Here is a 12,607-nt window from a genome sequence, read left to right on the forward strand (position 1 = left end):
ACGGTTGCCGCCGCCGATAATTGCCGAAACCTCATTGACATATTTCGGTGTCCTGTTTGAAACTCGCCGGTATCGACATCGGCATCGGCATCCATCGATCGCCGTTCGTCGCCTCCAACCCCTGCCTGGAAGGAGAGCACTGGTGAACCCCAGCCCTGGCCGCGCCAGTCTCCGATCGACGGTCGTCGTGCTGCTGGTGGCGGCGCTCGCGCTCGCCGCAGCGGTGACCGTGGTAGCCAGAACCACCGCCGCCCAGGCCGCCCCCGGCAGCCTCGCGGCCGTCGCGTCGGTCGAGGACGAGGGCGCCGACTGCCCCGCGACCAACCCGGGTGCCCTGACCGCCAACTCCCGGCTTCCCGACCCCTTCCGGAAGGTGGATGGCACCCGGATCACCAGCAAGTCCGACTGGCGGTGCCGGCGAGCAGAGACGAAACGGCTGGCCGAGCGGTACGTCTACGGCGAGAAGCCGGCGAAGCCGCAGAGCGTCACCGGGACGGTGTCGAACACGAGCATCACGGTGAACGTGACGCACAACGGCCGGAGCGCCAGCTTCTCGGCGAGCGTCCAGCTGCCCGGCGGCACCGGACCCTTCCCGGCCGTCGTGGTGCTCGGTGGATTCGGCGCGGACACCGCCACCATCCGGGCCGCCGGTGCCGCCGTCATCAGTTACGACCCGCTCGCCGTGGGTCGGGAGGGCACACCGCGCAACAACAAGCAGGGCGCGTTCTACAGCATCTACGGCGCATCGAGCGGCACCGGCCTCCTGCTGGCCTGGGCCTGGGGAGTGAGCCGGATCATCGACGTGATCGAGCAGTCGGGCGGCAACATCCTGCGGGCCGACGCGACCGGCGTCACCGGATGCTCGCGGTACGGCAAGGGCGCCTTCGTGACCGGCGCCTTCGACCAGCGGATCGCGTTGACCATGCCGATCGAGTCGGGCAGCGCCGGTGCGCCGATCTTCCGCGGGATTCCCGGTGAATCCGGTGCCCAGCCGCTGAGCAGCGCGTACGGCGAGCAACCGTGGCTCGGCGACGCGTTCGGCTCCTTCACCGGCAGCCCGACCACGCTGCCGGTGGACACCCACCAGACGGTGGCCATGGTCGCGCCCCGCGGACTCTTCATCATGGACAATCCGCACGTCGACTGGCTGGCCGCCCGGTCGGCGAGTGTGGCGGCGCTGGCCGGTGCGGAGGTCTACAAGGCGCTCGGCGCGGGGGACAACATCAGCTACTGGTCCGACGTCCAGGACGGGACGCACTGCGCCGCCCGGTCCGAATGGCGCACCCCGTTGCAGCAGAACATCCAGAAGTTCCTGCTGAAGACGGGCAACGCCGCCGGCGTCATCCGGATCTCCAGCAGGAAGGCCGGCAACCTGGCCGAGTGGCGGGACTGGCAGACGCCGACCCTCGCCGACGGCCCGACCACCCCGCCGCCCACCACGCCCCCGCCCACCACGCCGCCGCCGACCACGCCGCCACCCACCACGCCGCCGCCGGCCGGTGGCGGGTGCTCGGCCGCGGTGTCGATCAACCAGTGGACCGGTGGTTTCGTCGCCACGGTGCGGGTCACCGCCGGCTCCTCGCCGGTCAACGGTTGGACGGTCGCGATGACCCTGCCCTCGGGCGCGAGCATCACCAACGCGTGGAACGCCGACCGCAGCGGTAACACCGGTGCCGTCCGGTTCACCAACGTCAGCTACAACGGCGCGATCGCCGCCGGCCAGTCGACCGAGTTCGGCTTTCAGGGCACCGGCACCGGCGCCGGGATGACCCCCACCTGCACCGGCCGGTAGTCGAACCAGTCGAAGGCGGCGCTGCCCTCGGTGACGTACAGCCCGAAGACCCGACCGGTGAAACCGGCGGCGACCTCGGTGGACAGGTACCGGCCGTCGAGTTCGGCGAGGACGACCGGTCCATCGGCGGTCGCCACCTCGAAGCTGACCATGTCGCAGGCGGTGGGACGTACGCCGAAGGGGGCGCCGGCCGCCGCGACCTGGTCGGCGGCGGTCACCGTCGGTGGTAGCAGATCGTGGGTCCGGGTCGAGATGGTCAGGGTGACCGGCCCGGCCGGCACCGGCCGCTCGCCGAACACCTGGCGGAACGGTCCGACCCGGCCGACGACCCGTACGGTGCCGCCGGCCACCTCCAGGTCGTAGTGGTGTGCCTCGTCGACGCGCAGGGTCAGGCCGCCCCGCCCGGTGCCCGGGTCGACGTGGATGCTGGCCCGGCAGTCGTGGTGCTGCTGCCGGTGGGCGACCACGGTGGCCCCGACCCGGTCGAGGGTCGCCCCGCCGGCGTGCAGGGTGAGCCAGCCGGGTCGTTCGGTCAGTGACCAGCTCTTCGCCGGCCGGCTCCGCGGCGAGATCCAGCTCGGCGCCAGGTCGGCGCCGTCGAAGTCGTCCCGGTGCTCGCCCGGGTCGGGCGACCCGGCCTGGGCCGGCGGGCTGCCGGCGGGAGCGGACATCACCTCCCCGACCGGGTCGGTGACCGGCCAGCCGTCCACCCACCGCACCGGCGCCAGGAAGGTCTCGCGGCCGAGCACGTGGTACGGCGGCCACTGGCCCTTGGCGCGGATGCCGAGCAGCACCATCCACCAGCTGCCGTCCACGGCCTCGACCAGGTCGGCGTGGCCGGTCGCCTGGATTGGCCGGTCGGTGCTGCGATGGGTGAGGAACGGGTTGACCGGGCCGGGCTCGAACGGGCCGCGGATGCTGCGGGACCGGGCGACGGAGACGGCGTGACCCGTGTGCGTGCCGCCCTCGGAGACCAGCAGATACCACCACCCATCGATCCGGTACAGGTGTGGGGCCTCGGGGTACTGCCCGCCGCTGCCCGACCACATCGGCACCGGGCCGTCGAGGACCGTGCCGGCCTCCGGGTCGATCCGGTACGACTCGACCCCGGAGACGGTCACCCAGCAGTCCCCGTTGTCGTCCCAGGCCAGCGAGGGGTCGATGTGCGGGAGGTCGAGGTAGACCGGATCCGACCAGGGCCCGGCCGGGTCGGTGGCGGTGACGATCAGGTGCCGGCCGAGGTTGACGTTCGTGGTGACCATCCAGAACCGGCCGTCGTGGTGGCGGATGGTCGGGGCGTAGATGCCGCCCGAGGCGGCGGCGTCGGCCGGCAGTTCGAGCTGGCCGGGGCGGTCCAGCACGTTGCCGATCTGCCGCCAGTTCACCAGGTCCCGACTGTGGAAGACGGGTACGCCGGGGAAGTACTCGAAACTTGAGCAGACGAGGTAGTAGTCCTCGCCGACCCGGCAGACGCTGGGATCGGGATGGAAACCGGGGATCACCGGATTGCGGTAGCCAGTCATGGGGGTCGATGCTAAGCGCTCCCCGGGGTGGGCGTGGGGCCGCGCCGGGCTCCGAAACTTCCACTGGTGTCGAACATGTTGACTTCTTTCGATGCATGTAGCGAGAATGCAATCATGCTCGCCATAAGTACGGCCGTTCGCTCAGCGAACGCTTCCCGCTCTCGACGAAACGGGGTGAGCGACCCCGTTCGGGGGCCCCCGCAGGGCTGTTTCACCGCTGGGCGCGCGGCTATTCGCCCTCCCATTTTCCGGGCGGCGATTTCGTCGGTGCCGCCGACGCGATCAGGGCGGTCGGCACCGGGCGTGAGCAGGCCGGGCGGGTGCAACGTCGGGCCGGGCGCGATCTGCGTCCGGGGATTCCATTGCCCTATCGGCTTTCGCGTCATCGGCAATTCGGCGGTGGATAGCGTCGCCACCGACGATGCCACTTGTGTGGTTGATTGACGCTTCCTGATCTGTGGGACAGGTCGTAGGTGTTCGTCGGCGGCGTTGGCTGGCAACACCAATTCGTCACATCATCGAAACGACATGTATCAACGTAATCAGATCGTGGAGGCAACACATGCATCTTCGTACTCGCTTGGCCGCGGTGCGCGCGGCAACCGCGGCGCGCTGGGCCTCGATCGTCCGGCCCCCACGGGCCGACACCGTCGGCGGGGCGTTCCGTCGGCGGGCCGGATTCCGGCTGGCCGTCGCGGCCGTCGTACCGCTGGCGGTGGCGGCCGCCGTCGGCGCGGTCTCGGTGACCGCCCAGGCCGCCGCCGCGGGATGTCGCGTCAACTACACGGTCAGCTCCCAGTGGCCGGGCGGTTTCACCGCCAACCTGGACCTGACCAACCTGGGCGACCCGCTCAGTAGCTGGACGCTGACCTGGTCGTTCGGCGCCGGTCAGCAGGTGACCCAGGCGTGGAGCGCCACGGTCACCCAGAGCGGGGGCCAGGTGTCGGCCCGCAACGTCAGCTGGAACGGCAATCTCGCCACCAACGCCAGCACCAGCTTCGGGTTCAACGGCTCCTGGAACGGCAGCAACCCGGTGCCGTCCAGCTTCGCGCTCAACGGCGTGACCTGCACCGGTGCGACCACGCCGCCGACCGGTGGCCCCACGCCCACGCCCACCCCCACCCCGACCCCCACGCCCACCCCGACGCCGCCACCGACCGGCGGCCCGCAGCCGGCCCGGTCGATGGGCTTCATCGGTTGCTCGATGGCGGAGAACGTCGCCCAGGGGTACGTGGCGATCGGCGGCCAGCGGATGTGGGGCCCGTACGGCACCGGCGGCATGGTGGTGCAGTCCTGGACCGACACCAACTCCAGCTCCTGGCGGCTCTTCGACCAGCAGGCGGCCCAGTACGGACGGCCGACGGCGGTGTGGGTGCAGATCTGCATCTTCTCCCAGAACGGAGCGACCTACGACGAGGTCAAGCGGCTCATCGCCAACGCCCGTCAGCACGCCGCCCCCGGCGCGACGATCTACATCAGCGGACAACCGCTCTACGACGCCGGGCAGACGTGCTTCCTGGCGGGCGCCAACGGTCCGCAGTTGACCGACAACCTCGCCCGGCAGGCGGCCGCCGACTCGACGCAGAACGTGACCTACCCCGGCGTGTTTCGGCTGCGCAGCAACGAGGTCTCCGACGGCTGCCACGCCAACAGTGCAGGCCAGCAATCCCTCGGCCGGCAGGCCCAGGGGTACTGGGGTTAGCCGGCAGTCATCGAACAGCTTCATTGACCGCTACGGTTAACACTCTTTAAGATTTGGCTGCCTCGAGGAAACCGTCCCTGTCCACCCGTACGTCCGACCGGCGCGCTGGCCGCACCCAGCGCGCCGGTCGCGGCGGCACGGCACCGTAACCTGCCAACGGGAAGGTCCTCGATGTCCTCACCGCGTCCCCGTCTCCGCTCGGCCCTGGCCGCCGGCCTGCTGGCGCTGGTCACCGCCGGCGCGACCCTCGCCGTCACCCCGACCGCCGCCCAGGCCGTGGTCCTGCCCAACAACTTCAAGAGCGTCGGCTACATGCCGTCCTGGGCCGGCAACGTCAACACGGTCCAGTACAACAAGCTCACCCACATCAACTACGCCTTCGTGCTGCCCAACAGCAACGGCACCCTGCGCGCCGTGGAGAACCCGAGCAAGCTCTCCTCGCTGGTCTCGCTCGGCCGCGCCAACAACGTCAAGGTCTCCATCGCCATCGGCGGCTGGAACAACGGCGACGACAGCGCCTTCGAGGCGCTCGCCGCCAACGCGGGCACCCGCACCACCTTCGTCAACAGCGTGGTCAGCTTCGTCAACCAGTACGGCCTCGACGGCGTCGACATGGACTGGGAGTATCCCGACCCGGGCGCCTCGGCCAACAACTTCAGCCTGCTCATGCAGCAACTGAGCAACGCGCTGCGCCCGCAGGGCAAGCTGCTCACCGCCGCCGTGGTGGCCGAAGGCTACTACCGCGACGGCGTACCGACCGCGGTCTTCAACTACGTCGACTTCCTCAACATCATGGCGTACGACGGCGGCAGCCCGCACGCCAACTACGACTGGTCGATCAACGCGGTGAACGGCTGGAAGGCGCGCGGCCTGCCGGCCGGCAAGGCCGTGCTCGGCGTGCCCTTCTACAGCCGGCCCGGCTACTACACCTACTCGCAACTGGTCGGCATGGACCCGGCCAACGCCAACCGGGACTGCACCACCGTCGGCGGCGCCCAGCAGTGCTACAACGGCATCCCGACCGTCAAACGCAAGACGCAGTGGGCGATGACCAACGCCGGCGGCATGATGAACTGGGAACTGACCCAGGACACCACCGGCTCGACCTCGCTGGTCAGCGCGATCTACGACACCGTCGTGGGCGGTACGCCGCCGCCGGGTGGCCGCACCGGCCCGATCGCCGGCATCGCCGGCAAGTGCGTCGACGTCGCCGCCGCCGGCACCGCCAACGGCACCGCGATCCAGCTCTACACCTGCAACGGCACCACCGCGCAGCGCTGGACCGTGGGCGCCGACGGTACGCTGCGCGCCCTCGGCAAGTGCCTGGACGTGACCAGTGCCGGCACCGCCAACGGCACCCCGATCCAGCTCTGGGACTGCAACGGCACCGGCGCCCAGGTCTGGCAGGCCCAGTCCAACGGCACGCTGCGCAACCCTGCGTCGAACAGGTGCCTGGACGCCACCGGCAACAGCTCCGCCGACGGCACCCGGCTACAGATCTGGGACTGCTTCGGCGGTGCCAACCAGGTCTGGCGACTGCCGGCCTGACCTGCACGGCCCCGTCCAGACCGCAGTGGTGTGGACGGGGCCAGCCCACCACCACGCCCCGTTACGAAAGCCGCTGTCAGTGGGCACGGTCGGCCGGAAACCACCGGCAGTGACGCTCGGGGCCGGCCCTGCGCTGGCGCTGCCGACAACGGGCAACCGACATTCCCGGGCGCTCACTCAGAGCCGGCCGACCAGCACCGTCACCCGGACGTGCTCGCGGAATCGGGTCTCCGGATGCAACGCGCGGCGAATCCGCGCGGAGAACTCCGACCGCTGCTCCGGTGCCGGCAGCGTGTCGACGGAGAAGACCGAGTAGACACCGCCGACGAGTTCGTCGAGGCTCAACTCGGCGGTGTAGTCGACAGTGGTCGCGCCCACGTCGTAGCCGGCGGCGACGAGGCTGTCCCGGTACCGCCGCTGGCTGGCGTCGTCGGTGCCGCAGCTCCGGTGGAGTTCGACGCCCCGCCACCGTTCCAGGACCCCGCGCAGGGCGCGTGACCAGCCGGTGTCCTGGAGCCACAGCGGCGTGCCGTTGGTCACCACGGCCACCCCGCCGCCCGCGCGGAACAGCGGACGGAGCCGGGGGAACAGCGCGTCGTGGTCCATCCAGTGCAGGGCCTGCCCGACGGTGACCGCGCCGACCGTCCCGCCACCGAGCAGCGCGCCCAGAGCGGGAACGTCGGTGTCCGCGCCGAGCAGCCAGCTGACGTTGCCCACCTGCCTCTCCCCGGCCGCGCGGCGGGCGAGCACCAGCATGTCGGGCTCCGGATCGACCCCGACGACCGCCCGCACCCGGGCGGCGATCGGCAGGGTCAGCTGGCCCGTGCCGCAGCCGAGATCGACCACCGTGTCCTGCGGCGTCAGTGCGAACGCGTCGGCCAGGGCGTCGAACACGGCCGGTGGATAGCCCCGCCGGTACCGCTGGTAGAACTCGGCCACCTCACCACCGAAACCCAGGTCCATGGGCTCCAGCTTGTCCGGCCGGACCACCCCGGACCAGGATTTCTGCTCACAGCAGCAGCCCGCCGTGTCCTCGTTGCCACCGGCCGACGCCCTTGGGATGCTGCGCGGGTGTCCTCCCTACCCGCCAACCCCGCCGACGACGTGATCGGCCAGCCGATCCGGGCCCAGTTCGAGGTCTTCCTCGACCAGCACCGGGCCGCCCTCAACAGCTGCCTGGACGGGCTCACCGAGGAGCAGGCGCGCCGTTCGCTGGTGCCGTCCCGTACCACCCTGCTGGGCCTGGTGAAGCATGCGACCTTCGTCGAGAAGGTCTGGTTCGACGAGGCCGTCACCTGCCGGCCGCGGGACGAGATCGGCATCCCCGCCACGCCGGACGAGTCGTTCGTGCTCGACGCCGCCGACACCATCGCCGGGGTCCAGCGGGCGCACCGGGAGGCATGCGAGGCGTCCCGCCGGGCGACCTCTTCCCTCGACCTGGACGACCTGCTGCACGGCAACCGGCGCGGCCCGATCCCGCTGCGCTGGGTGTACCTGCACGTGCTGCGGGAACTGGCCCAGCACTGCGGGCACGCGGACATCCTGCGCGAGCAACTCCTCGCGGAGTGACCCGCGGCCGTCGCCCGGTCGGCCGGCGTTGTCGTGGGGCGACGCGGCTGCTCCGCGTCGCCCCACCCCGCCGTCAGGCGGTCACGGTCGCTCAGAACCCGGTTCGGCCCGCGCCGTACTGGTAGAGCGGGTTGCCGAAGTTCGTCGCCGGCGGCTGCCCGGCGTCGATCGCGGCCCGGATCTGGGCCCGTTCGGCGGCGGTGGCACCCAGGTCGTACGGCAGGTCCCAGGCTTCCACCGCGTCGGCCGGCACGTCGGCGCCACCCGGTCGCAGCACGTCGCTCAGCTGCCGTGGCAGCTGCCACGGCAGCTTGCCGCGGGGCGAGTAGTCGCCGAAGAGCAGGCTGGCCAACGCCGGACCCATCTCCTCACCGCCCCGGTAGGTGACCACGACGGCGCTGGCCAGGTTGTGCCACTCGGTGATGACGTACGGCCGGGGCAGCACCAGCGCCACCACCACCGGGATGCCCCGGGCATGGAAGCCCTGGATCAGGGCGAGCTGCTCCGGCGGCAGGTACGGACGTTCCGTCGGCCAGTTCGTCGCGTGCGTGTACGACGCCTCGCCGACCGCCACCACCGCCAGTTTCGGGCTCGGCGCGTCGCCGGAGTGGACGGTCACGCCGTTGCGGGCCGCCCGGCTGCGGACCGCCTCCAGGATGGTCTGCGAGCCGTACTCGGCGTGGAAGAAGCTGGTCCACACGCAGCAGCCGGCGGGGTCGTCCGCCCGTGGCCCGGCCACCACGATGTTGTCGCCCGGGTTCAGCCGCAACGGCAGCACCGCGCCGTCGTTCTTCAACAGGGTCATCGCCTCCCGCGACGCCTGGTTGGCCAGCGCGGCGTACGCCGGTTGGTGGAAGCGGTACGGGCCGTTGACCGGGTCGCCGTAGGGGCTCTCGAAGACGCCGAGCTGGAACTTGAGCCGCAGCACCCGCCGGACCGCGTCGTCGATCCGGGCGGCCGGCACGCGGGCCAGGAAGGTGTCCATCGAGAAGCCGGCGGCGCCCGGGTCCGCACCGCCCATCACGTCGGAGCCGGCGTTCGCCGCGCCGACCCAGGAGCCGGACGGCAGCCAGTCGGTGGTGATCAGCCCCTGGTAGCCGAGGTTCTGCCGCAGGTAGGCGAGGATCGGCGCGCTGTCGCCGGCCCCCGGCCCACCGGGATCGAGGTAGGAACTGCCCGCGTACCCGGGCATGATGTTGACCGCGCCCGCCTCGATCGCCGCGCGGAACGGGATCATGTGGTACTTGATGGTGACGCCGTCGTAGACGATCAGTGCCTCCCCGCCGGCGCCCTCACCGGGCCAGTGCTTGACGGTGGCGAGCACCGAGTGGGGGTTGAGTTCCGGGCCGCCCTGGAGCCCGGCCACCAGCGCCCGCACCTGGGCGGCGACGACCTGCGCGTTCTCTCCGCCACCCTCCTGGATGCGGGGGTAGATGACCTTGGTGCCCACCTCGGCGAGCGGCCCGAGCACCCCGCGGGTGCCGACCTCCAGCTGCTCGCGTCGCTGCATGTCGCCGAGCTGGTACTCCAGCGCGTGGTTGCGCGCCGCGGCGAGGGCGCTCTGCATGGGATAGGTGGTCTGGTACCCGTGGATGGTGTCGCCGGCCGAGACGAACGGGATGCCCAGCCGGGTGCCGGAGGACGCCAGGAGCTGGTCGTGCAGGTCCTGCGGACCGGCCGGGCCGAAGTGCCAGCCCGAGCGCGGGTACGCCTGGGCGTTGTAGAACATCTGGTACGCCTTCTCCTCGGGCGTCATCCGGCCCAGCAGGTCGGTCACCCGGGTCTCGACCGGCAGCCGCCAGTTCTCGTACGGCTCGATCGTGCCGTTGCGGTTGAGGTCCCGGCTGCCGCCGACGATGGCGACGCCGTCCGCGACGGTTTCGAGGGTGGGCAGGTAGACGCTGAACCGGCGGATGTTCGAGGTGAGCGGGGTCCCGCCGACCGAGGTGACGTACCACTTGTAGGTCCAGCGGTCGGGCAGGTCCCAGGTCGGGGTGTAGGAGGTGCCGGTCGGCTCGGCGACCCTGGTGTAGAGGTCGAGCAGGTTTCCGCTGGCGGTGAAGTCGTAGTCGGTGCGGCTGATGTTGATCCACACCTGGTAGCGGGTCGCCCCGGCGACGGCGGCCCAGCTGAGGGTGGGTCGCCGGGTGGTGGTGACCATCGCGCCCTCCGCCGGTGCGGTCAGCGCGAACTGGTTGACCGTGCCGGGTGGCCGGGTGAGGCCGGAGAGCATCGGCGCGGTGGTCGCGGTGTCGTCGACGGTGCCGTAGACCTGGAACTCCCAGAGCGAGTAGCCGTAGCCGGTGGCCCGGGCGGTGCCGGTGAACCGGATGTAGCGGCCGGTGCCGGTGACGGCGAGTTGTTCGATCCCGCCTTGGCCGGTGGTGGTGGCGTAGATGCTCCGCCAGGTGTTGCCGTCGTCCGACAACTCCAGCCGGTACCCGGTGGCGTACGCGGCCTCCCAGTTGAGGACGACCCGGTTCACGGTGGCGACGCCGCCGAGGTCGACGCGGAGCCACTGCGGGTCGCTGAACTGGCTCGACCAGCGGGTGGAGGCCCGGCCGTCGAGCGCCGCAGCGGGCGCGTTGCCGCCCTCCCAGGACGACGCGTCGACCTTCTTGAACTCCGAGATCGGCCGGCCGTCGGGGGTGCCCGGCCCGCTGCCGGTGGTGCCGTGCACCTGGAACTCCCAGAGCGAGTAGCCGTAACCGGTGCCCCGGGCGGTGCCGTACATCCGCACGTACCGGCCGGTGCCGGAGACGGCCAGGGTCTGCGTGCCGCCGCTGCCGGTGGTGGTGCTGTAGATGCTCTGCCAGGGACCGGTGGCGCTGGTGGCGACCTGGATCTGGAAGGAGCGCGCGTAGGCGGCCTCCCAGACCAGGGTCACCTGGTCGATGGTGGCGGTGACGCCGAGGTCGATCTGGAGCCACTGCGGGTCGGCGAACTGGCTCGACCAGCGGGTGCCGGGATCACCGTCGGTGGCTGCGGAGGCCGGGGTGGCGTCCTGCTCGACGGAGGACGCCGTGGTCGGCTTGCCCTGCGAGATGAGCGGCCCGGCGGCTGCGGCGGGCTGGACCGGGATCGCGACGTAGACGGCGAGCAGGGCGAGCAGCGAGATCAACCGGGCGGCGAGCCGGCGGCGCGGACGGGACGAGCGGGGTGGGCGGAGTGGTGGCAGGGGCGCGGATGGCATGACGGCTCCCGTTGCGTGGTGGTGGTGTGACGGAGAGCGCTCTCCAACCAGAGTCATCGAGCCGCCTCCATCCGTCAAGAGTGCGGCGGTGAGCGCTTTCCGGCGGCCGTCGCGCGATCAGGCCGAGGCGCGTACCACCAGGGTCGGGTCGAAGATGACGCAGGAGACCGGCAGCCCGGGATCCGCCACCCGGGCCAGCAGCATCCGGGCCGCCTCGGCCGCCATGTCCTCCAGTGGCTGCCGCACCGTGGTCAGCGGCGGCTGCGCGGCCGGCGCCGCGCTGCTGTCGTCGAAGCCGACCACCGGCACGTCCTCGGGCACCCGCCGGCCCGCCGCCCGCAGCACGTTGAGGGCGCCTTGGGCCATCAGGTCGTTGGCGACGAAGACGCCGTCGACGCCCGGGTGGCGGTCGAGCAGCCGCCGCATGGCCGCCTCGCCGCTCTCCCGGGTGAAGTCCCCGGCCTCGTACGGCGGCCAGGCATGCCCCTGACGCGCCATGGCCTGCCGGAATCCGGCGGACCGGTCCTGGCTGGCCGGCACCTGCTCCCGGCCGCAGATCAGCGCGACCTGCCGGCAGCCGAGGCCGAGCAGGTGATCGACGGCGAGCGCGGCGCCGGACTCGTTGGCCACGTCGACGTAGCTGATCGGGGCGGGGCGGGCGGGCCGGCCCACCATGACCGTCGGGACGCCCGCGTCGACCAGTCGCGCCGGCAGGGTGTCCTCCGGATGCAGGGAGAGCAGCAGCACCCCGTCGGCCTGGCCCTGGCGCAGCTCGCCGAGCAACCGGTCGCGCGCCGTGTCGTTGCCGGTCAGGTGCAGCGCGAGCTGGACCGGGGTCGCGTTCAGCACGCTCATCGTGCCGCCGACGACGCGGCCGAAGAACGGGTCGGCGAGCAGCCGGCTGAAGAAGGGGTCGTCGGGGTGCTCGTCACTGTCCGAGACAACCAGCGCGACGGTGCCGGCGCGGCGGGTGACCAGGGAACGTGCGGCCCGGTTGGGCACGTAGCCGATGGCGTCCACCGCCGACCAGACCAGCGCGTGCAGTTCCGGATCGACGTTGCGTACCCCGTTGATGACCCGGGACGCGGTGGCCCGCGACACCTGGGCCACGCGGGCGACGTCGTCCAGTGTGGGCAGCCGGGTCTGGTCCCCGGGCCGGCCGGCGGCCCCCTCAGCCCGGGGCGGGGTGCGGGACGCCGACGGATTCGCCATGCCGCTGTTATAGCACGCAGCTCGGAAAGCGCTCTCCGAGCCGCGTCGCGTGCTTGCCGGCCACGACG

8 protein-coding genes are annotated in these 12,607 nt (G+C 71.6%); 4 read left to right on the forward strand and 4 right to left on the reverse strand.

The features are described from left to right. Positions 1-142 precede the first annotated feature (142 nt). A complete protein-coding gene (locus tag ACQPYA_RS15425) occupies positions 143-1,792 on the forward strand; it encodes a glucuronyl esterase domain-containing protein (RefSeq protein WP_433533288.1) in 1,650 nt (549 codons plus the stop codon). Here the strand turns inward: ACQPYA_RS15425 and ACQPYA_RS15430 are convergent. Then, entirely contained in the window at positions 1,741-3,315 is a 1,575-nt protein-coding gene (locus ACQPYA_RS15430) for a glycoside hydrolase family 43 protein (protein ID WP_433533289.1), read from the reverse strand. The two genes, ACQPYA_RS15425 and ACQPYA_RS15430, sit on opposite strands and share 52 nt — an antisense overlap. Positions 3,316-3,877: 562 nt before the next feature. On the opposite strand from ACQPYA_RS15430, the gene ACQPYA_RS15435 reads away from it, so the two are divergent. After that, positions 3,878-5,017 carry a cellulose-binding domain-containing protein gene (locus tag ACQPYA_RS15435; RefSeq protein ID WP_433533290.1) on the forward strand — a complete coding sequence of 380 codons (1,140 nt, stop codon included), beginning with the start codon at positions 3,878-3,880 and terminating at the stop codon, positions 5,015-5,017. A gap of 171 nt (positions 5,018-5,188) precedes the next feature. Then, the gene (locus ACQPYA_RS15440; protein WP_433533291.1) at positions 5,189-6,565 is read left to right on the forward strand and encodes a glycosyl hydrolase family 18 protein; all 1,377 of its coding nucleotides are present in this window, start codon (positions 5,189-5,191) and stop codon (positions 6,563-6,565) included. A 177-nt stretch (positions 6,566-6,742) separates the two neighbouring features. Here ACQPYA_RS15440 and ACQPYA_RS15445 read toward each other — a convergent pair whose 3' ends face one another. Beyond that, the gene (locus ACQPYA_RS15445) at positions 6,743-7,528 is read right to left on the reverse strand and encodes a class I SAM-dependent methyltransferase (RefSeq protein ID WP_433533292.1); all 786 of its coding nucleotides are present in this window, start codon (positions 7,526-7,528) and stop codon (positions 6,743-6,745) included. 108 nt (positions 7,529-7,636) lie between these two features. Here ACQPYA_RS15445 and ACQPYA_RS15450 point away from each other — a divergent pair, with 108 nt between their 5' ends. Beyond that, positions 7,637-8,134: a DinB family protein gene (locus ACQPYA_RS15450; protein ID WP_433533293.1), complete on the forward strand. Its 498-nt coding sequence runs from the start codon at positions 7,637-7,639 to the stop codon at positions 8,132-8,134. A 91-nt stretch (positions 8,135-8,225) separates the two neighbouring features. On the opposite strand, the gene ACQPYA_RS15455 is transcribed toward ACQPYA_RS15450, so the two are convergent. Continuing rightward, on the reverse strand, positions 8,226-11,327 hold the full coding sequence (locus ACQPYA_RS15455; RefSeq protein WP_433533294.1) for a discoidin domain-containing protein: 3,102 nt from the start codon (positions 11,325-11,327) through the stop codon (positions 8,226-8,228). 117 nt (positions 11,328-11,444) lie between these two features. Then, positions 11,445-12,539 carry a LacI family DNA-binding transcriptional regulator gene (locus ACQPYA_RS15460; protein WP_433533295.1) on the reverse strand — a complete coding sequence of 365 codons (1,095 nt, stop codon included), beginning with the start codon at positions 12,537-12,539 and terminating at the stop codon, positions 11,445-11,447. Between the last annotated feature and the right edge of the window lie 68 nt (positions 12,540-12,607).

Source organism: Micromonospora sp. CA-263727 (assembly GCF_050942455.1).
Classification (GTDB): domain Bacteria; phylum Actinomycetota; class Actinomycetes; order Mycobacteriales; family Micromonosporaceae; genus Micromonospora.